The 24,001-nt window shown below is 69.3% G+C and carries 21 protein-coding genes and 3 tRNA genes; 17 read left to right on the top strand and 7 right to left on the bottom strand.

Annotation, left to right across the window (positions count from 1 at the left end):
* Nucleotides 1–233: 233 nt before the first annotated feature.
* The 3 genes from ACFVSU_RS21060 (at nucleotide 234) to ACFVSU_RS21050 (ending at nucleotide 550) form a co-directional block, all read left to right on the top strand.
* Nucleotides 234–306, top strand: a tRNA-Glu gene (locus ACFVSU_RS21060).
* A 20-nt stretch (nucleotides 307–326) separates the two neighbouring features.
* Nucleotides 327–400, top strand: a tRNA-Asp gene (locus ACFVSU_RS21055).
* 77 nt (nucleotides 401–477) lie between these two features.
* Nucleotides 478–550, top strand: a tRNA-Phe gene (locus ACFVSU_RS21050).
* A gap of 70 nt (nucleotides 551–620) precedes the next feature.
* Here ACFVSU_RS21050 and ACFVSU_RS21045 read toward each other — a convergent pair.
* On the bottom strand, nucleotides 621–1,178 hold the full coding sequence (locus ACFVSU_RS21045; RefSeq protein WP_387147709.1) for a dihydrofolate reductase family protein: 558 nt from the start codon (nucleotides 1,176–1,178) through the stop codon (nucleotides 621–623).
* A gap of 148 nt (nucleotides 1,179–1,326) precedes the next feature.
* On the opposite strand from ACFVSU_RS21045, the gene ACFVSU_RS21040 reads away from it, so the two are divergent.
* The 3 genes from ACFVSU_RS21040 to ACFVSU_RS21030 are packed head-to-tail and all read left to right on the top strand — an operon-like array spanning nucleotide 1,327 to nucleotide 5,809.
* Nucleotides 1,327–1,803, top strand: a complete 477-nt coding sequence (locus ACFVSU_RS21040; RefSeq protein ID WP_387147706.1) for a DUF2975 domain-containing protein — start codon at nucleotides 1,327–1,329, stop codon at nucleotides 1,801–1,803.
* A complete protein-coding gene (locus ACFVSU_RS21035; RefSeq protein WP_056366551.1) occupies nucleotides 1,803–2,048 on the top strand; it encodes a helix-turn-helix transcriptional regulator in 246 nt (81 codons plus the stop codon). The genes ACFVSU_RS21040 and ACFVSU_RS21035 overlap by 1 nt, the downstream gene beginning before the upstream one ends.
* Nucleotides 2,045–5,809: an SCO7613 C-terminal domain-containing membrane protein gene (locus ACFVSU_RS21030; RefSeq protein WP_387147703.1), complete on the top strand. Its 3,765-nt coding sequence runs from the start codon at nucleotides 2,045–2,047 to the stop codon at nucleotides 5,807–5,809. The genes ACFVSU_RS21035 and ACFVSU_RS21030 overlap by 4 nt, the downstream gene beginning before the upstream one ends.
* A 9-nt stretch (nucleotides 5,810–5,818) precedes the next feature.
* Here ACFVSU_RS21030 and ACFVSU_RS21025 read toward each other — a convergent pair whose 3' ends face one another.
* Together ACFVSU_RS21025 and ACFVSU_RS21020 are read right to left on the bottom strand one after the other, a co-directional pair.
* Nucleotides 5,819–6,334 (bottom strand): glycine cleavage system protein R, encoded by a 516-nt coding sequence (locus ACFVSU_RS21025; protein ID WP_387147700.1) that lies wholly within the window; start codon nucleotides 6,332–6,334, stop codon nucleotides 5,819–5,821.
* A gap of 33 nt (nucleotides 6,335–6,367) precedes the next feature.
* The gene (locus ACFVSU_RS21020) at nucleotides 6,368–7,024 is read right to left on the bottom strand and encodes a DUF305 domain-containing protein (protein ID WP_387147697.1); all 657 of its coding nucleotides are present in this window, start codon (nucleotides 7,022–7,024) and stop codon (nucleotides 6,368–6,370) included.
* 181 nt (nucleotides 7,025–7,205) lie between these two features.
* Here ACFVSU_RS21020 and ACFVSU_RS21015 point away from each other — a divergent pair, with 181 nt between their 5' ends.
* Complete coding sequence (locus ACFVSU_RS21015) at nucleotides 7,206–9,008, top strand: LVIVD repeat-containing protein (protein WP_387147694.1); 1,803 nt, start codon at nucleotides 7,206–7,208, stop codon at nucleotides 9,006–9,008.
* A gap of 99 nt (nucleotides 9,009–9,107) precedes the next feature.
* Here ACFVSU_RS21015 and ACFVSU_RS21010 read toward each other — a convergent pair whose 3' ends face one another.
* Entirely contained in the window at nucleotides 9,108–9,473 is a 366-nt protein-coding gene (locus ACFVSU_RS21010; RefSeq protein WP_387147691.1) for a hypothetical protein, read from the bottom strand.
* 148 nt (nucleotides 9,474–9,621) lie between these two features.
* Between ACFVSU_RS21010 and ACFVSU_RS21005 the strand changes: the two genes are divergently transcribed.
* The 5 genes from ACFVSU_RS21005 to ACFVSU_RS20985 all read left to right on the top strand — a co-directional run bounded on the left by ACFVSU_RS21005 (nucleotide 9,622) and on the right by ACFVSU_RS20985 (nucleotide 16,586).
* Entirely contained in the window at nucleotides 9,622–10,791 is a 1,170-nt protein-coding gene (locus tag ACFVSU_RS21005) for a polysaccharide deacetylase family protein (protein ID WP_387147688.1), read from the top strand.
* 445 nt (nucleotides 10,792–11,236) lie between these two features.
* Nucleotides 11,237–12,613, top strand: a complete 1,377-nt coding sequence (locus ACFVSU_RS21000; protein ID WP_387147684.1) for a sugar transferase — start codon at nucleotides 11,237–11,239, stop codon at nucleotides 12,611–12,613.
* 183 nt (nucleotides 12,614–12,796) lie between these two features.
* Entirely contained in the window at nucleotides 12,797–13,957 is a 1,161-nt protein-coding gene (locus ACFVSU_RS20995; protein ID WP_387147681.1) for a Gfo/Idh/MocA family protein, read from the top strand.
* 11 nt (nucleotides 13,958–13,968) lie between these two features.
* Nucleotides 13,969–14,868 (top strand): hypothetical protein, encoded by a 900-nt coding sequence (locus ACFVSU_RS20990; RefSeq protein ID WP_387147678.1) that lies wholly within the window; start codon nucleotides 13,969–13,971, stop codon nucleotides 14,866–14,868.
* Between the two features lie 191 nt (nucleotides 14,869–15,059).
* Nucleotides 15,060–16,586, top strand: coding sequence for a family 16 glycosylhydrolase (locus ACFVSU_RS20985; protein WP_387147675.1), 1,527 nt, complete (start codon nucleotides 15,060–15,062; stop codon nucleotides 16,584–16,586).
* A gap of 12 nt (nucleotides 16,587–16,598) precedes the next feature.
* Here ACFVSU_RS20985 and ACFVSU_RS20980 read toward each other — a convergent pair whose 3' ends face one another.
* Complete coding sequence (locus ACFVSU_RS20980; protein ID WP_387147672.1) at nucleotides 16,599–17,522, bottom strand: hypothetical protein; 924 nt, start codon at nucleotides 17,520–17,522, stop codon at nucleotides 16,599–16,601.
* A 310-nt stretch (nucleotides 17,523–17,832) separates the two neighbouring features.
* Between ACFVSU_RS20980 and ACFVSU_RS20975 the strand changes: the two genes are divergently transcribed.
* Genes ACFVSU_RS20975 through ACFVSU_RS20955 form a run of 5 tightly spaced genes read left to right on the top strand, consistent with a single transcriptional unit; the run spans nucleotide 17,833 to nucleotide 21,184 of the window.
* Nucleotides 17,833–18,273, top strand: coding sequence for an adenylyltransferase/cytidyltransferase family protein (locus tag ACFVSU_RS20975; RefSeq protein ID WP_387147669.1), 441 nt, complete (start codon nucleotides 17,833–17,835; stop codon nucleotides 18,271–18,273).
* Nucleotides 18,270–19,226 carry a glycosyltransferase family 2 protein gene (locus ACFVSU_RS20970; protein WP_387147666.1) on the top strand — a complete coding sequence of 319 codons (957 nt, stop codon included), beginning with the start codon at nucleotides 18,270–18,272 and terminating at the stop codon, nucleotides 19,224–19,226. Before ACFVSU_RS20975 ends, ACFVSU_RS20970 begins: the two co-directional genes overlap by 4 nt.
* A gap of 1 nt (nucleotide 19,227) precedes the next feature.
* Nucleotides 19,228–19,677 carry a UDP-N-acetylglucosamine--LPS N-acetylglucosamine transferase gene (locus tag ACFVSU_RS20965; RefSeq protein WP_387147663.1) on the top strand — a complete coding sequence of 150 codons (450 nt, stop codon included), beginning with the start codon at nucleotides 19,228–19,230 and terminating at the stop codon, nucleotides 19,675–19,677.
* On the top strand, nucleotides 19,674–20,594 hold the full coding sequence (locus ACFVSU_RS20960; protein ID WP_387147660.1) for an alpha-1,2-fucosyltransferase: 921 nt from the start codon (nucleotides 19,674–19,676) through the stop codon (nucleotides 20,592–20,594). Before ACFVSU_RS20965 ends, ACFVSU_RS20960 begins: the two co-directional genes overlap by 4 nt.
* Nucleotides 20,591–21,184, top strand: coding sequence for a glycosyltransferase (locus ACFVSU_RS20955; protein WP_387147658.1), 594 nt, complete (start codon nucleotides 20,591–20,593; stop codon nucleotides 21,182–21,184). The genes ACFVSU_RS20960 and ACFVSU_RS20955 overlap by 4 nt, the downstream gene beginning before the upstream one ends.
* Here ACFVSU_RS20955 and ACFVSU_RS20950 read toward each other — a convergent pair.
* A complete protein-coding gene (locus ACFVSU_RS20950) occupies nucleotides 21,165–22,673 on the bottom strand; it encodes a lipopolysaccharide biosynthesis protein (RefSeq protein ID WP_387147654.1) in 1,509 nt (502 codons plus the stop codon). The two genes, ACFVSU_RS20955 and ACFVSU_RS20950, sit on opposite strands and share 20 nt — an antisense overlap.
* On the bottom strand, nucleotides 22,663–23,994 hold the full coding sequence (locus tag ACFVSU_RS20945; RefSeq protein ID WP_387147651.1) for an O-antigen ligase family protein: 1,332 nt from the start codon (nucleotides 23,992–23,994) through the stop codon (nucleotides 22,663–22,665). Before ACFVSU_RS20945 ends, ACFVSU_RS20950 begins: the two co-directional genes overlap by 11 nt.
* Between the last annotated feature and the right edge of the window lie 7 nt (nucleotides 23,995–24,001).

The following is a 24,001-nucleotide window of genomic DNA, read 5'->3' as shown; positions in this document are numbered from 1 at the left end:
TTTTCGGGCTGCACCGGATCCCTCCCTCGCGGCGTCAACTCGTTTCACACTAGCAACATCAGTAACATGCGCAACCCCCCAGAGGTGCACGGCGACCGCCGCCTCGGGAAGCGGTCACCCGGTCAGTGTGCGCCTCGAGAACGCGTTGCACAAGGGCGGCGCGCGCTCGATTCGCGTTTTCGCGAGGAGTTACGTATGCTTGGTCCTCGGCAGTGAGCCCCAAAGGTTCACCCGGCCCCATCGTTTAGCGGCCTAGGACGCCGCCCTTTCACGGCGGTAGCACGGGTTCGAATCCCGTTGGGGTCACTCCACAATTCAATAAGCATGGCCCTGTAGCGCAGTTGGTTAGCGTGCCGCCCTGTCACGGCGGAGGTCGCGGGTTCAAGTCCCGTCAGGGTCGCTCCGAGCGACGGGCCCTTTTTTCGAAGAGGGCCTTTCGTCTAGGACGCGGCAGGTCTTGTATGAGAGATGCCGTGCGGCTCTGTAGCTCAGTTGGTAGAGCGTTCGACTGAAAATCGAAAGGTCACCGGATCGATGCCGGTCGGAGCCACAAGGGTGATCGTTACAGTCACCCCAGGAACCCTCGCGTAGCTTCTACATCGCGGGGGTTTCGTCTTTCTTCAGCGCATGACGCGGTAGCCGAGATACACCGACCCGTTCGCGAAGCGGCGCTCATCGATGAGTTCCAGGTCGAGACGCAGCCCCTCGTCGAGGAAGCGGATGCCGCCCCCGACGACCGCGGGCGAGATCACGGTGTGCACCTGATCGAGGATGCCGGCGCGCGCCGCCGCTGAGGCGAGCCGGCCGCCGCCGATCCCGATCGGGGTGGCGGAGGCATCCGTCATCCGTCTCACCTCATCGGGGTCGAACGAGGTGCGCAGCTCGGTGCGGCGGGTCGTCACGGCGTCGAGGGTCGCGGAGTAGACGACCTTGTCGACGTCGCGCCACTGCAGCGCGAACTCGCGCTCGGCCGGCGGAAGGTCGTCGAGCGGGAAGTCCTCCCAGGCCTTCATCACCTCGTAGACGCGACGTCCGTAGAGGTGGGTGCGCGCGGGCGCCATCAGGTCGTTGACGAAGGAGTGCACCTCGGTGTCGGGCGTCGCCCATTCCCAGCGGCCGTCCGGACCGGCGATGTAGCCGTCGAGTGAGGCGGAGTTGAAGTAGATGAGCGAGCCCATGCGTCGGGACGCTACTCGGCACGCCACTCGCGGGCCAGCGTGTTCGCGTTGCCAGTGAATCGTCAGCCACCACCACTTGCGGTGGGGACGGCTGCGAGGGCTATTGTTTCTCGATAGGTACATACCGTTTATCGATAGGCAGACTCGCATGCAACGCACCACGATCGTCGTCCTGAAAGTCCTCATCGCGGCACTGCTCGCGCTGCTGCTGTGCTGCCAGGTGTTCGTGGTCCCGGCCGTCGCCGCGCAGTCGGCGGTGCGCTACTCCGAGATCTCGTACTTCGAGATCCCGGGCACGATCGTCGGCATCCTCTTCCTCCTGTGCGTGCAGGTGGTGCTCGTGTGCGTGTGGCGCCTGCTGTCACTCGTCCGCGAAGACAGCATCTTCAGCGAGAGCGCCTTCCCCGACGTCGACGTCAGCCTGGCCGCGGTCGCGTTCGCGACGTTCCTGGTGCTCGTCGCGCTCATCGCGCTGAGCCTCACGGGATTCATGACGCCGTCCATCACCCTGCTCCTGCTGCTCGGCGTCGTGGTCGGCGCCGGCCTGTCGCTTTTGATCGTGGTGCTGCGGGGGCTATTGCGGAAAGCCTCGCAGCTCGAGCACGACCTCTCGGAGGTGGTGTGATGCCGATCATCATCAACCTCGACGTGCAGCTGGCGAAGAAGAAGATGTCGGTCACCGACTTCGCCGCCGCGATCGACATCACCCCCGCGAACGTCTCGGTGCTGAAGAACGGGCGCGCGAAGGCGGTGCGGTTCACGACGCTCGACGCGATCTGCCGGGTGCTCGAGTGCCAGCCCGGCGACATCCTCGAGTGGGTGCCCGACGACCACCCGGCGGCGATCGCCGCCGCGGAGGGTGAGGCATGACCGCAGCGACGGCGGGGCGAAGGGTGGCGCCGGCGTGGAGCTCGACGGCGATCGCCGAGCTGCTCGACGTCGTGCGCTGCCCGGTGTGCGGCGCGGGCATCGTCGCCGAGCGGAGGTGCCCGGCCTGCGGGGCGGACTTCCGCGGCGCGATCGGCCGCGACCTGTGGGCGGCGTCGCAGGACGCCGTCGATGCGCTCAAGGCGCGACAGCTCGTTCTCGAGCGCGTGCCGATCGTCCCGGTCGGGGCACCGAGCGCCGCCGTCGCCGCGGAACCCGTCGTCACCCACCACCCTCCGGCTCCGTCGGCGATCCCCGCGCCGGCAGCGGGGCCCTCCGCGACCGTGCAGTCCGTGCTCGCGGTCGCCGGAGCCGGGCTCGTCGCGGTGGCCGCGGTGGTGTTCACGTTCTTCAATCCCGACCTCGCCGACCCGCTGCCGCGCGCCGCGATCGTCGGCGCCATCGCCGCGGCGTTCCTCGGCGGCTCCGCGTTCCTCTCGCGCCGCGGCCTGCGCTTCTCCGCCGAGGCGATCGGAGCCCTCGGCGTGGTGTTCCTGGCTCTCACGATCGCGACCGCGCTCGCGCTGCTTCCGTCCGGCCTGGACGGATGGGTCTTCACCGCTGTGACGACGCTGGTCGCCGGCGGCGCCCTCGCCGGGCTCGCTCCGCGTGCCGGCGTCCGCGCATGGCTGTGGAGCGGCCTCGTGGCCCTGGCCTTCGTTCCCGTGATGCTCGGACTCGCGACCCCCTCGGCACTCGCGACCACGGCCGGCTGCCTGGCCTCCGCCGCCGCGGCGAGCGCGCTGGTCGCCTTCGCGTCCCGCGGGTCGAGCGGCTTCGCGCGCCCGCTGACCGCGGAGACCGTGACCCTCACCGTCGTCCAGTTCGGCTTCGTGGCCGCCGCGCTCCTCACCGTGTGGGGAACGGATGCCTCCACCGGCGTCTCCCCCGCGTACCTTGCGAGCGCGACCCTGGTCGCGATCGCCGCCCTTGCCGCAGTGTCCGCGCGGCACCTCGCGGGGGCCCTGTGGAGCGGTGTCGCCGGAGCGGCGATCGTCGCCGCCGTGGTGGTGCTGCCCCTCGCCGCGACAGGTCTCGGCGACTGGCTCGCGGCGTTCCCCGTCGCCGCCGGCCTCGGGCTCGTCGTCGCGGGTGCGCTCAGTCCGCTGCATCGCGTGGTCGCGCGCGCCGCCTTCTTCGCCGGAGCCGTCGCGATCGTCGCGGCCGTCGCCGTGATCCCGACGCTCACCGCCTTCCTGACGCTGGCGGGCGCCGTCGCCGGCCCGAGCACCGTCCTGTCGTCGGCGACCGGGCTGGGGCTCACGGCAGGGCTTGCTGCCCTGGCTCTGTCGCTCGCGTCGTTCGCGGCGATCACGACCCCGCACGGCGTCGCACTCGCAGGTGCCGCCGGGGACGAGGCATCCGTCGAACGGCGCCTCATCACCGACCCCGGCGCCGAGCCGCTCGAGGCGTGGCGGCCACCGGCCATCGGGACCCGGTGGCTCGGATTCGTCGGCGCGTGGTACGCGGTGCTTGCGTTCCTCACGGTGCTCGCGCTGCCGAACCTCGAGGTGTGGGCGCGCATCGCGATCGGGCTCGTCGCGGCGGTCGTGGCCGGTGCCGTCTCGACGACGTGGCTGCGGGATGCCTCGGCCGCCGTCCGCATGCCGCTCGTGGTGGGCGCGCACGCGGCCGTCGCCTTCGCCGCGGTGCTGTCGTGGCGCGACGACGACCTCACGGTGTGGGCGGGCGCCGCCGTCGTCGCCACCCTCGGCGTGCTCGCACTCACGGTGCCGCGCGCGGCGCGGTTCGTGCACGTCGGAGTCGGATTCGCCTACGCGCTGGTGGTCCTCGCGACGGCGCTCGCCCGTGCGGGCGCCGACCCGCTCGTGGTGGTCTGCCTCACCACCTGCGCCGCCGGTACGGTCGCCATCGGGGTCACGTTCGCCCGCCGGGTTCCGTCGCGCGAGTGGTACGCGGTGCTCGTCGTGACCGCCGTTCCCTTCGCCGTCGGTGTGCTGCAGGTGGTGTTCGAGCGCAGCGGCTGGACCGCCCTGTCGACCGCGGTGATCTTCTGCCTCGCCCTCACACTCGTCACGACGACGCGACCTGGGCTCGGCATCGTCGTGCGCACGCTCGCCGCGGCGACCCTCGTGCCCGCCGTCGCAGTGGTCGCGGTGTGCCTCGGCGCGCAGCTGCTGCCGATGAGCGGCTCGCCGATCGTGCTCCCCGTCATCGCGGCGGTCGTCGCCGGCGTGCTGGCGTCGGCGGACCTTCTCACCACCGCCCTCTCGCGGCGCCTGCCGGCGACACACGTGCGGGCCGCAGGGCTCGCGGTCGAGGCATCCGCTCTCCTCACGGCCGTGATCGCCGTCGGGCTCTCCCTCGTCCGCACGTCGGCGGGGCTGCCGACCACGCTGCTCGTGCTCGTGATCCTGGGCGTCGGGTTCGTCGCGACCGCCCTCTTCTCGCCGCGCCGCTACGCGTGGCCGCTCGCGGGCGCGGCGTTCACGGGTGCCCTGTGGAGTGCGTGGGGCATCGTCCGCGTCACGGGCCTCGAGCCGTACCTGCTGCCGCCCGCCCTGGGCGTCTCGATCGTCGCCGCCTGGCTGACCGCGCGCGGGCGGCCGGCCGTCGGGCTGTACTCCGTGGGCCTGGCCGTCGCGGTGGTCCCCGTGCTGATCGCGCTCGCGCTGGACGGCACGGATGCTGCGATGCCCGTGTTCTCGATGGATGCCGGCTTCCCCGCCCGGGCCGCTGCGCTCGTGGGTGCGGCCTGGGCGTTGGTGGCAGCATCCGTCATCGTGTCCCGCGTGTCCGCGCCACGTGTGCGCCGCCTGCGCCTGCTGCGGGCGCCGACGCTCGCGGTCGCGATCGCCGCGGCCGCGGCCGCTGCGGTGCAGGGAGTGCGGTGGGGTACGGGGCTCGACGACGCGCCCACGGACCCGCTCATCGTCGCGGCGCTCGCGTTCGGACTCGTCGGTGCCGGGGCAGCGGCGTGCGCCGCGCGACTGCTCCACGTCGGGGCGACACCGGACACGCTGCTCTCCCGGACGCGCTGGCTCGGCGCGCCCGCCGTGCTGATCCTCGGGGTCGCGGCGTGGCCGGCGATCGAGCGGGACTGGTCCGTCATCTGGACGATGTGGGCGCTGCTGCTGGCGCTGCTCACGCTCATGGTGGCCGTCGCCGCGCGCGGCCTCCGGGCGCCGACCGCGCTGCCACCGGTGTGGTTCCTGTTCGCGGTGTCGTTCACGACCGCGGTGGTCGCGTGGAGTCCTCGCGACCTGCGCGTCGAGTGGTTCTCGCTGCCGCTCGGGCTCTTCCTGCTCGCGGCCGGGGCGCTCGCGCTGCGCCATCCCGCACCGTTCGCGCCCACGCGGTCGTTCGAGGCGTGGCCCGCCGGCTGGACCGGATCGTGGCCGCTCCTTGCGCCCGGCCTCGTGACGATGCTCAGCGCATCCGTCGCGGCGACCTACACCGACCCGCGGACGTGGCGCGCGATCCTCGTGATGGCGATCGCGCTGGTCGCGATCCTGGTGGGGGCCACCCGGCGCCTCGCCGCGCCGTTCCTCATCGGGATCGTCGTGCTGCCGGTCGAGAACGTGCTGGCGTTCATGGTGCAGATCGGCCGCGGCATCGAAGCGATGCCGTGGTGGATCACGCTGTCGGTGGTGGGAGCGGTGCTGCTCATCATCGCCGTCGGCTACGAACGGCGGGCCGGCGACGGCACCGGGCTCGCGGCCCGACTGCGCGACCTCGCCTGATCGGGCGGCTCAGGACCCGAAGGTGACGTCGACCTGTATCTCGGTCGCGAGCCGCTCGAGCTCCTGGGTGAGGGCGGCGAGATCGACGGATGCCGGGATCCGGGCCGTCACCGTCGCCTCGAACAGCCGGCCGCCGTACATGGCCGCCTCACGCGTCTCGGTGGTCATGCGGTCGATGCTGATGTCGTGGGAGCGCAGGACCGTCGTCATCTCCCTGACGATGCCCGGATGGTCGTTGCCGATCACCTGGAGGGTGAGCGGACGCATGGCGGCAGCCTCCGCGGAGGGCTCGGAGCCGGTGCTGACCGTGACGGAGAGCAGCCCGTCGAGCACCGACAGGGACTCACGGAGCTCGTCCGCACGTGCCGGGACGACGGAGACCTCGACGACCCCGGCGAACACCCCCGACAGCTCGGCGAGCTGGCTGTTCTCCCAGTTGCCGCCGTGGCGGTCGACCACATCGGCGACGGCCGCGACGAGACCGGCCCGATCGCCTCCGACGAGCGTGAGCACGAGGATCGTCATGGCTCACAGCGTACCCACCGGGCGACGGCGGGTTCAGTCGGATCGCTCGGCGAGCATCGAGGTCATGCGCGAGATCTCGATGCGCTGGTCGGAGTCGAAGTGGTTGGCGAGCTGCGCGAGCTCCGCCTCCGCACCGTCGGCGCTGCCGAAGAGCTCCGTGATCATGACGAGCGCGCCCTGGTGGTGCTGGATCATCGACTGCAGGAACAGCGTGTCGAAGTCCTCCCCCTCGGCAGCCTCGAGAGCTTCCATCTGCTCGGGGCTCAGCATCCCGGGCATGAGCGTGTGCTCGTCGTGCGCAGCATCCGGATCCCTCACCGGCTCGCCGCGGTTCTGCAGCCACGTCTCGAGCTGGACCATCTCGTCTTCCTGGCTGATCCGCATGCGCTCCGCGAGGAGACGGATGTCGCGGTCAGAGGTGCGGTCGTCGACGTAACCCGTCATCTCCAGCGCCTGTGCGTGGTGGTGCAGCATGTCGCGCACGAAGACGACGTCCGTCTGGGTGTGTGCTTCCGGCGTCACCTCGAGCTGCTCGCCCGGCGCGAGCGTGCGGCCCTCCTCGCCGGGAGCGCCCAGTTGGACGACGGGGGCGGTCGAGGTCGGGCGAGGTTCGGGGGGCGTCGCGGTGCATCCGGTGAGTGCGAGCGCGATCACGAGCACAACGCTCACCCGAGCGACGACTGGGGTCACAGAACGCTCCTCCGACACCGATGGCGGGAACCGAAGTGCCCGAATCGATCCTAGCCAGGAGACATAGAGAACCGATAGATTCCGAGCATCGGCCTCCCCCAGGGCCTGGTTCGGGCACGCTGTCGTGCGCGGGCTCCTGCCGGAGGCATCCGTTTCCAGCGCAGTGAGAGGGGCACGTCCGATGAAGAACTCCCGATCCGCGCGATGGCGCAGACACACGCTCGCCGCAGCAGGAGCACTCCTGCTCGGTGCGTCGGTGCTGACCGCCACCGCCGCCTCCGCCGAGAGCGACCCCCGCGAGGGCGCCCCTCCCGGCTACCTCGATGCCACAGAGATCACGAGCAACATCGAACTGCTCGCGAGCCTCCCGCGCGTGGCGCCGTTCGACGCCGCTCCCGGCAACTTCGGCTTCGTCAACTCCGACCTCGCCTTCACCGGCGACAACGCCATCGTCGGCAACTTCAACGGCTTCCAGGTGTACGACGTCTCGGATCCCGCCGCTCCCACGCTGCGCGCGTCGTTCGTGTGCCCCGGCGGCCAGGGCGACGTCTCGGTGTACGGGAACCTCCTGTTCATGTCGGTCGAAGAGACGCGCGGCCGCATCGACTGCGGCACCCAGGGCGCGGGCGGCGCGGTGAACGCCGAGCGGTTCCGCGGCGTGCGCATCTTCGACATCACCGACATCGACCACCCGGTGCAGCTGCCCGGCGTGCAGACGTGCCGCGGCTCGCACACGCACACCCTGGTCACCGACCCCGACGACCCGGCGAACATCTACATCTACAACTCGGGGACCTCGGGCGTCCGCCCGGCCGCGGAGCTCGCCGGCTGCGAGAACGTCTCGTCGAACACGCAGAACCCTGTCACGACGGGCAACCCCACGCAGTGGCGCATCGACGTCATCAAGGTGCCGCTGGCGGCACCGCAGACGGCGGCGGTCGTGAGTCAGCCGCGCATCTTCACCGACCCGGTGACGGGCGCCTACAACGGTCTGCAGAACACCCTGTCGGGCACCCTGCACCCGTCGGGCGCCGCCTACAGTCCGGTGCCGAACACGAACACGTGCCACGACATCACGGCGTACCCCGAGATCGGCCTGGCCGCCGGCGCCTGCCAGGGCAACGGCATCCTGCTCGACATCTCGGATCCGGCGAACCCGGTGCGACTGGACGCGGTCTCCGACCCGAACTTCTCGTACTGGCACTCGGCGACGTTCAACAACGACGGCACGAAGGTGATCTTCACCGACGAGTGGGGCGGCGGCACGTCGGCCCGCTGCCGCGCGACGGACAAGCCGGAGTGGGGCGCCGACGCCCTGTTCGACATCGTCGGCGGCAAGCTGCAGTTCGCGAGCTACTACAAGCTGCCCGCGGTGCAGACGGCCCAGGAGAACTGCGTCGCCCACAACGGATCGATCGTGCCCGTGCCCGGTCGTGACGTCATGGTGCAGGCCTGGTACCAGGGCGGGTTGTCGGTGATCGACTTCACCGACACCAAGAACCCGAAGGAGATCGCGTATCTCGACCGGGGCCCGATCAACACGCCGAACCCCAACGGGCTCAACCTGGGCGGGTACTGGTCGACGTACTGGTACAACGGCAACGTCCTCGGCAGTGAGATCGCGCGCGGCTTCGAGACGCTCGGGCTCACGCCGAACCAGTGGATGTCGGCGAACGAGATCGAGGCCGCCGGAGAGATCCAGCAGGCCGAGTTCAACGCCCAGCTGCAGACGAAGCTCGAACATGCCCCGAGTTTCGCGGTGGTGGGGGCGTACGTCGATCAGGCGGAGCGCGCCGGGTCGCTGACGCCGAAGGCGATCCAGCAGGTGCGCAAGCACCTGGCGGAGGCCGAGGTGCTCTCGGGCGACGGCAGCGCGAACCGCGCGGTCGCCGCGCAGCTCGACAACGCGGCTCGCAAGTCGGGCGCCGCGCCCGGCTCCGACGTGGCCGAGTCGATCGCCGCCCTGAGGGCGCTGTACAGCTGACACGACGCCGGTCGCAGCGTCGGTGCCCGGCGGTCTTCGGACCGCCGGGCACCGATCGATCCGGGCTGCTGCCCGTCGGACCAGGTCCGGCGCGCGGTCTCAGCGCGGCGCGAGCTCGGACGTCACCGGGAACGGCAGTCGGAAGCGTTCAGGATCGGCGCCGACGGCGGACGCCGCGCCGTACTCGTCCGCGACCACGGTGACGCCGCGGGCGCTCGCCTCGGCGATCCGCACCGGTCGCTCGGTGCCGTCCGCGAGGCGAAGGGTCCACCGGTCGGCGAGATAGCCGATGCCGAGCTCCTCGAGCAGCTCCTCGGCGGCGAGCCACTCGAGGTCGGCGACGCCTTCGGGCGTGCGCTCGCGACCGAGCAGGTCGAAGACGCGGAAGCCGTCGCCGGAGGCGAGCATCCATCCCAGGATCTCGCCGTCGGCGCGACGGTGTTCGATCCAGTCCGCAGGCAGCACGGGACACGAGCGTACCGACACCGACGCCGGGAGGCGACGCGGATCGTCCACAACCCGCGCCACGGTCGGGCCGCGGGTCGCGGCATCCGGGTAGCATCCCCCTCAGAGATCGCACGTGGGGATGCGCGGTCCGGATGCGGGGAGTCTCATGGCCACCTTCGGCACACCTCCCGCCCGACGGCCGTCGGCGCGGGTGCGACGCCGGCGCCTGTTCGCGGGCATCGCCGGCGCTGTGGTGCTGCTCGCCGTCATCGGCGGCACGGTCGCGGCGATCGGCTTCGCGCGTGCGGGCGCCGACGATCAGGGGACGGATGCTGCGCCCCGCGCGACAGAGTCGGCCACGCCCACGCCCACGCCGACCCCGACGCCGCTGACGCCCGAGGAGCAGTTGCTCGCGTCCGCGACCGACCCTGCTGCGTGCGCGGTGAGCTTCACAGGTGACGGCATCGCCGACGCGCCCATGCTGCAGACGCAGGGCGCGCTGTACGCAGGCTTGCCGATCCCTTCGCGCGACGGGCTCGTGTTCGCCGGCTGGTACGCGACGCCGGCGGATGCCGCGGCGTTCGCGATCCCCGGACGCGTGAACGGCTCTGAACCCGTCGCCTGCACCGACCAGCGCGTGACGCTGTACGGCGCGTGGATGAGCTCCGAGCAGAACGCGGCCGAGGACGCCCGCATCCCGATCCTGATGTACCACCAGTTCACCGCGAATCCCGGCGGGGAAAGCGGCTGGCTGCGCGGCAACTACGCCTACATCGGCGACTTCGACGCGCACATGAGCCACATCGCGACGACAGGCTTCTACCTGCCCACGTGGGACGAGCTGTCGGCCTTCATCGATGGGCGCCTCTTCCTGCCGAACCACTCGGTGATCGTCACCGACGACGACGCCGATCAGACCTGGTTCGACCTCGCGGCGCCGGTGGTCGACAAGTACAAGGTGCTCACCACGTCGTTCATGATCACGGCCTACCGGCAGGATCCGCCCCCGAACGCCTACGTGCTGCGGCGCTCGCACACGCACGACATGCACCGTGCGGGGGCGAACGGCGACGGGCTCATCACGAACCTGTCGGTCCCCGAGATCGTCGCCGACATGGAGGCGTCGTACGGCGTGCTCGGGGTCAAGGAGATCATGGCGTACCCGTTCGGGCACTACAACGACACCGCGAAGGAAGGCCTGCGCCAGGCGGGCTGGGAGATGGCCCGCACCATCGAGCCCGGCTACGTCACGATCGGCACCGACAAGCTCGCGCTGCCGACGGTGCGCATCAATTACGGCATGGGACTGGACGCGCTGATCAACCTCATCGGGTGATGGCCGACGAGTTGGACGAGGAGTCCACTACCGGTTCACCTTAAGGCGTGTCAAGTTTTCCGGGAAAACTCTTCCGGTCGTCGCCTGGCGGGCGTACAGTGACAACGCGCAGGGGGGCGCAGTACCCGAAACTGAGGTCCCCTTCGACCCGACAACCCGGCCGGGCCGCGCAATTGGGGTTGGACTGCTCGACGCTGTCGTCGCGCCGTTCGACGGGGAAGTACATGTCTGCTAGGGACGCGTCGTCGTGCGCGCGGTGGACCGCGGTCTGAAGCCGACCGCGATCAACGCGGCGCCAACGGGCGCCGGAGGAGTGACCCGAACGCTCCTCCGACGTCCACCCCTGACGCGCCCTGATCCGGACACCCTTCCCGACGCGATCGCCCCTCGCGTACAGCCGTCGCTGGAGCGCCGCCGCCACTGGGAGCGGCGCTACCGGCGACGGTTGGTCGCGACCGATGCGTCCTGCGTCACCGCGGCCGCCATCGCAGCGATGGTCTTCGAAACGGGGCTCACCCCATCCCTCGCAGTTCTCGCGCAGCCGGCACGCATCGGAGTGTTCGTCGTGTGCGCCTGGATGGCACTGCTGTGGCTCGCACGCACGCGCGAGCCGTCCGTGCTCGGTGCGGGCGCGGCGGAGTATATGCGCCTCGGGCACGCGACGGGATTCGCCTTCGGCATCCTTTCGACCGTGTTCGTCCTCGCCCAACTGCCCGGCCTGCGGGCTCAGCTCATCGTCGCGCTGCCCTGCGGCCTCGTCGCACTCGTGCTCACCCGCCGCATGTGGCGCAAATGGCTGATCCATGAGCGTGAGCGCGGCGAATGCCTCTCGCGCGTCATCGTCGCCGGCACCCGCGACGACGTCGAGTACGTCATCGACAAGCTGACACACGATCCCCATCACGCCTACATGGTCATCGGTGCGACGACGACGGACGGGGTGTTCGACCCGATCGACATCGAGGATCACCATTACCCGGTGATCGGGTCGATCCGCCTGACCGCGCGGTACGGACGCGAGGCCGGTGCGGACGCCATCGTCGTCGCCAGCACGCCCGAGAACGACCGAGACTTCGTGCGGCGGCTCGGGTGGGAGCTGGAGGGCAGCGCGGCCGAGCTGGTGCTGTGCAATCGACTCACCGACGTTGCTGGGCCCCGACTGTCGTTGCGGCCCCTCGATGGGCTGCCTCTCGTGCAGGTGAAGATCCCCGAATTCGAGGGTGGCGTTCATGCCATCAAGCGGGGAATGGACGTCGTGCTCTCACTGCTCGCGCTCGCGCCGATCGTGATCATCGCGCCGTTCGTCGCCATCGCCATCAAGCTCGACTCCCGTGGGCCCGTGCTGTTCCACCAGTTGCGGGTGGGTCGGGACGGCCGGCAGTTCTGGATGCTCAAGTTCCGCACGATGGTCGCCGACGCCGAGCTGAGGCGCACGGAACTGACCTCGCGCGACGAAGGCGCCGGCCCGCTGTTCAAGATGAAGAGCGACCCCCGTGTGACGCGCGTGGGTGCAGTCCTGAGAAGGTTCTCCATCGACGAGCTGCCGCAGTTCGTGAATGTGCTGCGCGGTGACATGAGCATCGTGGGACCGCGCCCGCCCCTGCCCTCCGAGGTCACGTCATACGACGGCACCGTATGCCGGCGGCTGTACATCAAGCCGGGGATCACGGGCCTCTGGCAGATCAGCGGCCGCAGCGATCTGACATGGGACGACAGCGTGCGGCTCGACCTCCGCTACGTCGAGAACTGGTCGATCGCGACCGACCTCATGATCATGTGGCGGACCGCGCACGTCATGATCGCACCGAAGGGGGCGTACTGATGTCCCCTCTCCAGACCAGGCCGGCGACAACGGCGTCGCCGGCCGCCAAGAACCGGATCCGCGGTCACACGCCGCCATACCCCACGGGTGCACCCCGGTGAGTGCGTGTGACGACAGCCCGTTCCCCCAAGCGGGCGTGGCCGCGGGTCCCTGGGACACGTCCATCGCGAGGGAGCGCACGCCATGACGATTCACCATCCGACCGATGCCCCCGAAGCCGCCGCGATGGCTGCGAGCGTGCCCGGCAAAGTGCGATTGGGAGTAGTGGGTGTCGGAAAGATGGGGCTGTCGCACTTGTCCATCGCGCGCGCGCTCGATCACGTCGAAGTGGTCGGGGTGTGCGACTCCACCGACTACGTCCTCGACGTGCTCGGCAAGTACACGGGCATGCACACATTCGGTTCCGTGTCGCGCATGCTCGACGAGGCGCAGCCCGACGCGGTGCTCATCGCGACGCCGACGGGGTCGCACGCAGAGTTGGTGGGCGCGGTGATCGACAGGGGTGTCCACGTCTTCTGCGAGAAGCCGCTCACGCTCCGGGCGGAGGAATCCCGCGAACTGGCACGGCGGGCGGACGATCTGGGCCTGGTCGCCCAGGTCGGTTATCACAATCGATTCATCGCGACGTTCGGCGAAGTGAAGCGGCTGCTGGATGCGGGCGCGGTCGGTCGGCCAAGCCATATACTCGCCGAGGCATATGGGCCCGTCGTGCTGAAGCAGAAGGGCTCTACGTGGCGAAGCCGGCGAGCTACGGGCGGGGGCTGTCTGTACGACTACGCGGCGCACCCGATCGACCTCGTGAACTGGTACGCCGGAACGCCGCAGGGCGTTCGCGGGTCGGTACTGCACAGCATCTTCTCCACCGAGACGGACGACGAGGTGTACTCGACCTTCGTCTACGACGACGGACTCACCGCCCATATCTCGGTCAACTGGTCGGACGATTCGTACCGCAAGATGTCCACCTCAGTCACTGTCAGCGGATCGCGGGGGCGCATCTACGCCGACAGGCAGGAGATCCGCGTGTACCTCAGGGACGGCGCCACGCCGCCGGCCGGCTACCATCCCGGCTGGAACGTCCACTACACCACCGAACTGACGCCACCGGTCTCGTTCTACCTGCGTGGCGAGGAGTACACCGCGCAACTCGAGAGCTTCATCGACGCCGTCGGCGCGCACGAGCACCACGCGCGCCAGAACTCCTTCGACAGCGCGGCCGCCACGGACGCGATCCTCGACGCGATCGTCCGGGACTCGGAGCGCTCGTCCGATGGCACCCCGGCGCCGCGCGCAGGCTCGGACCGGCACCGGCGCACGTCGAGGAGATGGGGGCAGAAGCGATGACGCTCGACACCATGAGGCCGGTCCACATCATGGATCGGCTGCTGCTCGGCGACAACCAGTTCTTCGGCATCAACCACATGTCGGAGGAGCGTGCGCGTGCGCAGGCCATGCACTTCCAGGACACCCAATCGATCGTCGACGTCATCGAGGTCGCGCTCGAGGAGGGCGTACGCACGCTGATGTGCACGACGCACGACCGGATCGCCGAGGTCTGCGATCGTGTCCGGGATGATCCAGAACGCTACCGCGGGCTCCGCTTCTACCCGTGCATGCCGTACGCGCACAAATACGCGAACGCGGTGACTGAGCACGGCATGTTGGGCGCCCTCCGCTCGTTCCTCCCCGACGACGGGGCGTTGGAGGCCGTCGTACGTGGAGGTCGGTCGGTGCTGCGCAAAGACATCGAAGGCATGATCCCGCTCCTGATCGACGCCGAGATGAAGATGTTCCGTGGACTGCAGACGCCGGTGATCTTCCTGCAGAACGTCGTCGTGGATCTTCTCCTCGGACTGGGATTCGACGAGGCGTTCGCGGCCTTCGATCGTCACGTCCGCACGCGCTACGGCGCCGAGCCAGGGTTCATCACCATGAACCTGCCGCAGCTGCTGGATCGCCTGGACGCGATCGGCATCGGCAATCCGATCGTCTGCGCGAACATCAACGCGATGGGCTTCCGGATGTCGGGCGGCCTGGAAGCGTACGAGCGGGCACTCACGCAACGGATCTTCCGTCCGGTGGCGATGTCGGTGTTCGCCTCCGGTGCCATCGCGCCGCGCCCTGCGCTGGAGTGGATCCATGAGCACGCGCGAGTCGAATCGATCGTCTTCGGCGCCTCTTCTCGGTCCTCGATCGCGAGCACCGTGACCATCGCGCGGGAGCTCTGGGGACCAGCCGTCGCACAGGTTTCGTGACGCGCGGCACTCAGCTCCATGAGTGGGTTCTCATCGGATACTCAGTGAGAAAGCACTCATTTATAACGGGTTTGTCACGGAAGGCGTGTCGGGGCCTGTAAGAATCGATCTACACGTCGAAGGCTGACCTTCGACGATCCGTGCCCCCCTACCCGAGCGCCGGTTCGCCGGCGCTTTCCTTTTGCATGCATATGAAGAAATTCCATCGTCACCTCATCGCCTCCCTCACAACCCTCGCCCTCGCCGCAACCTCGGTCGCGGCTGCGGCACCGGCCATCGCGGCCACCCAGTCCACCGCAGTGATCAGCGCCGAAGCACCGCGCACCGCCGATCTCGTCGCCTCGGCGAGCTCCGACTGGGGCTACTGGCGCTCGGCGACGGCACCGGCCTCGACCTGGAAGACCGACACCGCCGCCTGGAAGACCGGAAAGGCGCCCCTTGGCTGGGGCCGCGACACCGGCCCTGTCGGCACCGTTCTTCCGACGATCTCGGGCAGCCAGCCGCTCGCAACGTACTTCAAGAAGACGTTCTCGGTCGGCACCGAACTGCCCGCATCCCTCAAGCTGACCACCTGGGCAGACGACGGCGTCGTCGTGTACCTCAACGGCCGAGAGATCGCCCGGGCCAACATCGCGAGCTCGGCCCAGATCGGCCCCAACACCTACGCGACAGCCGCCCCCAACTCGACGACGGCCCGCCAGCGTCTGGTGACGGTCGATGTGCCCGCGAGCGCTCTGAAGTCGGGAACCAACGTCCTTGCAGCGCAGGTCGCATCGAACTGGCGTGCGACGCCGAACATCAGCTTCGATGCCAAGCTGACCGCAACCTACAGTGCAGGCGGAAGCACCACGCAGCCCACCACGCCCACCCCTCCGGCCGATGGTTCGGTGACGGGCTGGGGTGCGCCGGACTGGCGCGACGAGTTCGACTACGTCGACTCGTCGACCGGCAAGCCCGCCGTGGACCCGACCAAATGGAACGTCCGCGACCGGAGCACGCTGGGTCTCCTCCCCGACGCGGCCGTGGTCGACAAGAACCAGGTGACCGTCGACGGCAACGGCATCATGCACATCCGCGCGGACTGGCTCGACCAGCCGGTGATCCGCACCTCAGGCGCCGGCCCCAAGGAGATCTGGCACAAGACGGGGTACCTGGATCAGCGCTCGCTGCGCAGCGGCGACGTCTCGCGCTCCCAGCAGTACGGCCGCTGGGAGATCCGCGCCAAGGTCCCGACCGGGCCGCATACCCTCGGCGCCCTCGCCGCGTTCTGGCTGCGCAACAGCCAGTCCGGTGAGATCGACATCATGGAGGCCTGGGGTTACGACAACGGTCCGCTGCGCGATCAGAAGATCAACTCGGCTACGACGACCGTGCACACCCAGACGTCCGGGCCCGGGAACGAGAAATTCTTCTGGACGCACAGCGAGCACGGCGGTCCCGTGCCGGTCTGGGACGACTTCCACACCTTCGCGTTCGAGCTGACGCCGACGTACGCGGCGATCATCGTGGACGGCAAGGAACTGGCTCGCACCACGCCCGCGAAGAACCCGACGCTGTGGAACAAGGACTACTTCGGCAGCCCGCTCCACATGCGCCTCAACCTCCACGTGGGTCCGTCCGAGCTGTACTGGGGCCTGCCCGACCCCAACAACCGTGCGGCCACCCAGAACCTGGACTTCCAGGTCGACTACGTGCGGACTTGGTCGTACGACGGGTGATGCGGACGGCGGTCAGACGCGCGCGTCCCTGGCGACGACGGGCGGATGCTCCGCCTCCGCCTTCGCACCGGCCCGCGAGATCGGGACCGTGACGTCCGACTCCTGACTGACGGGGGTCTCGCCATCGGGCGAGGCCCCCGCTTCGTCGTCTGCGGGCTCGCGGGCACCACGCCCGCGACGGTCGCGGCGATAAGCGAGGGTGGGTCCGCTGCGGGCCCTGGTGACGAGCAGAGCCGCGATCCCGCCGACCATCAGGCCGAGGAACAGCCCGCCGGCGACGAATACCGGGACACCGGGCCGGTTCGAATCGGTGGGTGCACTCGCGGGAGTCACCAGGCTGCCGGGGAAGAACGGCGTCGCTTCGAGTCTCGCCTTCTGCTCGAGCAGGGCGTCGAGCTGCAGCTGCGTGGCCGCACGGGCGTCGCTGTCCGGAGGCTGGGAGTCGTACAGTGCCTGCAGCCGGTCGATGGACTCGGAGAGCTCAGCCGTAGTCTGCTCGACGACATTGCGGGCGTTGTCGGATCGCGTCTCGCCGTATGCCGTCGCCACGGCATTCGCCCATTCCGCCGATCGCTCGGGCGACCGCGTCGTGACCTCGAAGGTGAGCACCTGCGAACCCCGCGGAACCTGGACCACGGTCGCGTCACGCAGCGCTCCGACGGAGGCGTCGTCGAGCCCGGCTGCGGCGCGCTCCAGCACGGACGCGGAGGTCGCGACCAGCCGCTCGGTCTCCATGTTGACCGTGTTGAACGACGACCCCGACGACAGCACGCTGATGGGCTCGACCGTGTGCTGCGCGGTCGCGGTATACGTCTGCGGAAGAAGCGCCCAGGCTGCGGCTCCGATCGCGACGAACGTGAACACCGTCGCGGCAAGGACCCACCACGACTTGACGACCCCCGTGTAGAGGTCTTCGAGCGTCCAGTGATTCGACACGAACGTCCCCCGATCCCCAATCGGCATCGCACCGGGCCCCCTCGCCCGTCACGCGTATTCTACGTCCGCGATCGGCCGTCTGGTCCGTCGCACACGATTGTGATCAGACCGGGAGGTCCGTCTCGTCGGACGCGGTCATGTCACCGCCCGCGCGCGGGAAACCCGGGACCCCGTCGCACGCGTGAGGGGTCGCGGCTCCGCCGCCTGCCGAGTAGAATTCCGGCGAAGCCGTCGATGTCGGGGAGGCGTCGACACCTGGGGAATGCAGAGACGCGTCCACCGGGTCTTCACTCATCGAATGGGGACATCGATGACAGAGCGAATCGGCTATGCCGCGGGGGCGTTCGACCTCTTTCACATCGGCCACCTGAACATCCTGCGCCAAGCGAAAGAGCGATGCGACATCCTGATCGCCGGCGTCGTCAGCGACGAGATGCTGAAGCTGTCGAAAGGGATCGAGCCGTTCGTCCCGACGGCGGAGCGCGTGGCGATCGTCGAGGCGATCACCTACGTCGATCGGGTGCACGTCGAGGACACGCCGAGCAAGATGGACGCGTGGTCCGCGCTCGGGTTCACGCACTTCTTCAAAGGCGACGACTGGCGGGGTACGGCGAAGGGCCGGCGGCTCGAGAGGGAGTTCCGCGCAGTCGGCGTCGAAGTCGTCTACTTCCCCTACACGGTGCACACCTCGAGCACCGCGTTGCGTGCGGCGCTCGATGCGGCGATCGCCGCCCGGCAACTCCCGGCATGACCGAGCAGGTGCGGGCTCAGGCGGTGCCGCACGGAGGTAGGGACACTCCGCAGGTCTCCGTCGTCATCCCCACGCATAATCGCCCTCAGCTCATGAAGCTCGCGGTCGAGAGCGTCCTCAGCCAGCGTGCCCCCGTCACCGGCGAAGTGATCATCGTCTTCGACGCGTGTTCGGTGGATGTCCCGGAGGTGGCTCTCCCTGCGGGGTGGAGCCTGCGGGGTGTTCCCAATTCGCGGACACGGGGGCTCGCCGGCGCCCGCAACAGCGGGATCTCCGATGCCCGCGGGGATTACGTGGCGTTCCTCGACGATGACGACGTCTGGCTACCCGGCAAGCTCGCCGCACAGATCGACCGTTTCGCCGAGAGTCCCGAGGCGGTCGTCGTCGGCACTGCCATGGTCGTCGACAACGGAACCGAGGACGTCGTGCGGCTCGCGCCGAGCGAGAACCTGACGCACGAGGACTTCCTGCGCAACCGCAATCCTGGTGTCCATTCGTCCAGCCTGCTGTTCCGCCGCGCGGATCTGCTCGGTCCCCTCGGTCTCATCGACGAAGAGCTGCCCCGCAGCTACGGGGAGGACTACGACATCCTGCTGCGCGCCTCGGCACTGGGCGCTGTGACGGTCGTGAACCGGCCGCTGGTCCGCGTTCTGTGGAACGGGCAGTCCTACTACTTCGGGCAGTGGGCAGCCTATGCGGAGGCCTTGCAGTACCTCCTCCGCAAGCACGGGGACTTCGCGACGACCCCGGGCGCGATCGGACGGATCGAGGCGCAGGTCGCGTTCGCCCTCGCCTCGTCGCGGCAGGGACGGGATGCGCGGCGGTGGGCCCGGCGGGCGATCAGCAACGATCCGCGACAGATCAAGGCTTATCTGGCGATCGCCATCTCGCTGAGGCTGCTCACCCCGGCAGCGGTGACGCGGATCGCACAGAGGTTCGGCAGAGGGATCTGACATGAAGATCCTTATCGCGTGCTCCTCCGGCGGCCACCTCACGCAGGCGCTCGCACTGCGTGGCTGGTGGGAGCAGCATGAGCGCTGCTGGGCCACCTTCCCGGTCGAGGATGCGCGCTCGCGCCTGGCGGATGAGCGCGTGTACGAGATCCACTACCCGACGGTGCGGAACCTCCCCAACCTCATCCGCAACTTCGGCCTCGCTCGCCATGTGCTCGCCCGCGAGCGCCCGGACCTCGTGTTCTCCACCGGCGCCGCGATCGCTCTGCCTTTCTTCGCTCTTGCGCGTCTTCATGGCGCCCGGACGGTCTATCTCGAGCCGGTCGACCGCGTGACCTCGCCCGGCCTGAGCGGCCGGCTCGCGTATCCGTTCGCCGACGAGTTCCTTGTCCAGTGGGAGCAGATGCGCGCGTTCTACCCCGGCTCGCGGAACGTCGGGGTGGTGCTATGAGCACCCCGCACTCCGAGGTGGCGCGCACCCGCAGAAGGGGCGCGCGCCGGGGGACCCGACGCGGTGACATCGTGCTCAGCCTCCAGGGAGGTCTGGGCAACCAGCTGTTCCAGTGGTCGTTCGCGCAGCAGCTGATCTCGGAGGGTCGCGCGGTGCGGTTCGATCGGGTCCGCTGCCGCGGCGACCGCCCGTACGCCCTGGGCGGACTGGTTCCCCGTTCGTCGCTGCTGAACCCGCTGCACGGCGCAGCACTGGCCGCGGCCGAGAGGGTCGGCATCATCAGCGAGCGCTCTCGGTTCCGGCTCGTCAGACAACGGCGATCGGGCTACGACCCCGACGTCCGCCGCGATCTCGACGGCACGTCGTATCTTCTCGGGTACTTCCAGTCGCCCCGCTACTTCGCCGAGGTGGCCGATCAGGTCGGACGCAGCATCCTCGATCATCTCCAGACGCTGCTCCTCCCCGACGGTGCGCGGTTCGCGGCCGAACTCCGCGACGACCCGGCCGCGGTCGCTGTCCACGTCCGGCGAGGGGATTACCTGACCGATCCCGCAGCGGCGGCACGACACGGCGTCCTCGAGCGCGGCTACTACGACCGCGCTCTCGCCCTGATGGCAGACCTCGGCTACACGCACCGCGTCTGGTTCAGCGACGACCCGGCATGGGTGCACGCGAACCTCGCCGCGCCGGGCGACCGCATCTGCGACCCAGCCGTCACCACGTCGGACGGCGGCGAGATCGCGTTGATGGCGGCGTGCGCCACGCGGATCGTCGCGAACAGCAGCTTCAGCTGGTGGAGCGGCTACCTCGGATCCCCGAGTACACCTGCGCGCCCGGTCGTCGCCCCGGTGGTGTGGTTCGCCGGTGGCCACAGCGACGCGAGGGACCTGATCCCCGTCACTTGGGTCAGGGTGTGAGCACCGTGGGCGCGCCGTTCGTCGTCGTCTCCGCGGGGACGTATCACCTTCCGTTCCAGCGGCTGATGGAGTGGATCCAGCGCTGGCACGACGATCATCCCGACGTGCGCCTTCTCGTGCAGCATGGGCCGTCCCGGCCCGTCGACGGCGCAGAGAACGTCGCCCTGCTGCCCTACTCGGAGCTGCTCGCCCTGTGCGCGGAGGCGGACGTCGTGGTGCTGCAGGGCGGGGCGGGCGGCGTCATGGACATGCGGGCGTTGACGGTGGTCCCGATCGTCGTACCGCGGGTGCCCGGCGACGGGGAGGTCGTCGACGACCACCAGCTGGTCTTCACCGCCGAGATGGCGAAGCTCGGCCTCATCCGGCGTGCGGCCACCTTCGAGGAGCTCGAGTCGCTGTTGACCTCCTCCCTGGAGCCCGCACCCGTTATGCGGCACCACGCCGGGGAGGTCGCGACACCGGGCGTCGAGCGCGTGGCGGAGCTGCTGAGCCGCCCTGTGCGGAAGCTCCCGTGGCGCTATCGGCTGCGGCGGCTGATCCGCGTCGCGCTGAGCCTGGCCGCGAGTCGCGTCACACGTACCTCCCGATGAGCGGAACCCGGCGCCACAGCCCCTTGAGATCGAGCACACCGCGGAGGAACCACAGGGTGACCGCGTAGATGCCGCTGAGGACGACAACCGCGACGATGAGGACGGCGAAGCCGACCCCGCCCAACCAGGTGAAGGCGGCGCCGCCCAGTCCGAACACGACCGTCGGGATCGCCGCAGGCAGGAGGAGCCGTCGCGGCATGAGCCGGACACCCATCCCCCGGTGCACCTGCCACACGGCGAGGAGGTTGTCGACCATCACCACCACGACCCACGTGATCGCGGCGCCCCAGATCCCGAGGACCGGTACGAGGAGCAGGTTGCCGCCGATGCTCACCGCGACGGCGAGCGCCTTGTTGTACATCTGCCACGCGCTTCTGCCGCCCTGGAGGAGGATGCTCTGCAGCATCCCCGAAGCGGTCTGCAGCATCATCGACGCGGCGATGAGCGCCATCGGCCCCCAGCCCTCCACGAACTCGGGGCCGAAGACGAGCAGCACCGATCCGCCCATGGAGATGAGAAGGAGAAAGAACGGCCAGTTGAGCAGGATCATCACCCGAACGACCCGGGTGTGCAGGCGGCTCGACTCCTCGAGCTCGCTCCGGGCCAGGAGCGCGGACGTCGTGGGGGCGACGGCGACCCTCATCGACTTGTCGACGATGCCGCCGGCTTTCACGACGCGCGTCACGACGGCGTAGACGCCCGCGACGGCAGGCGAGGAGAGCGCGGCCACGATCAGGACGTCCGCCCATTCCAGGGCTGCCTCGAGGGTGAGCCCGAGCGCTCGCGGCAGGTTGAAGCGCCAGAACGCCTCGGGCGTCAGGCGGTCACGGCTGGGCGCGTCGGCGCGCCTGCGGAAGTCCCTCACCAGGGGTGCCGCGATCACGAGGGCGGTGACCAGGAGCCATATCGGCAACGGCCACAGCCAGGCCTCGAAAGCGGCGGTCGCGGACAGGAAGGCCCATGCGACGACCGACACCACGGCGAGGCGCGAGGCAGGCACACCCACACTCTGGAGCAGCGTGAAGGCTGTCACGCCGCGAAGCATGCGCGCCGCCGCCTGAAGCACGCCGAGGAGCGCGCCGGGGACGATGAAGAGGCTCATCGCTCGAAGGAGCGGCTCGAGCGTCGACCGCTCGCCTGGCGCCGCGAGCCAGCCGGCGATCCCGCCGGCGCCGAACCACAGCAGTACTGATGCGCAGGTCGACACCACGACGACAGGCACGACGGCATACAAGAGGATGCGCCACTCGGCGCCGACGCGGTCGAATGCGCGCTCCGCCGCGATGAATCGCACGATGCCGCTGTTGGTTCCGAGGCCCAGAATCAGCGTGAGGATGGTGAAGACGCCGACGGCCTGGAAGAAGACACCGGCGCCGGATGCGCCGAGCAGATTGCCGACGATCGACGTGAGGCCCAGCGCGGCGAGAGCGGCGAAGGCGGAGCCGAGCAGGCTGACCAGCCCGCTGCGCGCCAGCTGCTCACGTTCCATTCCCGGACCGTCCGAAGGGCACCGGATTGCTCCTCCAATACTCCGAGTCGCCGAGGTACTTCTCTCTGAGCATCACCGCAAGCGCAGGGCCGACGAAGACCAGCTGACGGTCCAGCCCGTAGAAGATCGCGAGGCCGCAGGCGACCACGACACTGGCATGCAGCCAGAGCGCCGACAGGTTGGGAGCATCCGCGGTGCGGAACGCGCCGCTGAGCAGCATGAGTGCAAAGAGTGCCAGACCGACGAACCCGAAGCAGAACATCGTGTTCCAGATCGCGCCCTGCGTCCCTATGAAGATCTCGCTCCACCGGCTGGGGAGAGGCGCCCCGTACCCGAGGATCGGAGACTCGAGCGTCCGTTCGAACGTCTCCACGTAGAGACTTCCTCGTCCTGTTGTCGTGTCCGCCGCTTCCTGCCGGGTGACGATCGCGTCGAGGAATCCCGACAGCGTGAGGATCGTCGCCGACGCTGCCGAGAGCAGCGTGACCCACAGCAGCGCCATCCACCTTCCCCGCAGAGCCAGTCGCAGCATCACGTACAGCACCACACCCGCCAGTCCGACGAACATGCCGCGGTTGCTGCTGACGACGGCCGGGGGCACGATCGCGACGAGGCAGAGCACGAGGAACCACATCGCACGGGCGCTCCGGTGCGCGATCACCGTGGCGACGGCGATAGGAGTCAGCACGGCGATGCCTGCGCCCCACCCGTTCGCATACGGGAACGGCGCGGATGGTCGCATGAACGGCTCCTCGGCTCCCCAGGGCATCTGGATCTCGGCGAGCGGCGGGAACACCAGGTCGCTCACGTACTCGTCCGACGTGATGGCGTCGGGCAGAAGCAGCCCGACCGTGAATGTCAGGCGGTACTCGGGGAACAGCATCCCCAGGTATCCGCCGACGATGACGAAGACCCAGATGAACGTCAGCCCATTGAGCACTCGACGTGCCGGCAGCGTCCGTCGTGCGTTGACGATGTACACGATCATGATCGCCAGCGCGAGGAACTGCCCGAAGCGCAGCCCCACGCTGACGAATCGTCCGAGCTGGTCGACCATGAGCGCACACGGGATCATCCAGATCGCGAATCCGAACCACGGCAGCACGCCCGGCACGAAGGTGAAGCTCCGCCGAAACGTCAGGTAGGCCAGCATCGGAATCGCGACGATGATCTGCGCGAAAGCCAGCAGACCCAGCGCCCAGAAGACGGGATAGCCCCACAGGACGACGAGCACGGGCCACGCCGGAAGGGCGGAGGTGTCAGTCTCGGCCGCCGGGCTCTGACCGGTCGAGCGCACCAGCGAGCGGCTGGGCGACGGCACGAAGGAC

The organism is Microbacterium sp. NPDC058062, assembly GCF_042885375.1.
Taxonomy (GTDB): Bacteria; Actinomycetota; Actinomycetes; order Actinomycetales; family Microbacteriaceae; genus Microbacterium; species Microbacterium trichothecenolyticum_C.
The sequence above is the reverse complement of the archived record's forward strand: the minus strand, read 5'-3'. Positions and strand labels throughout refer to the sequence as shown.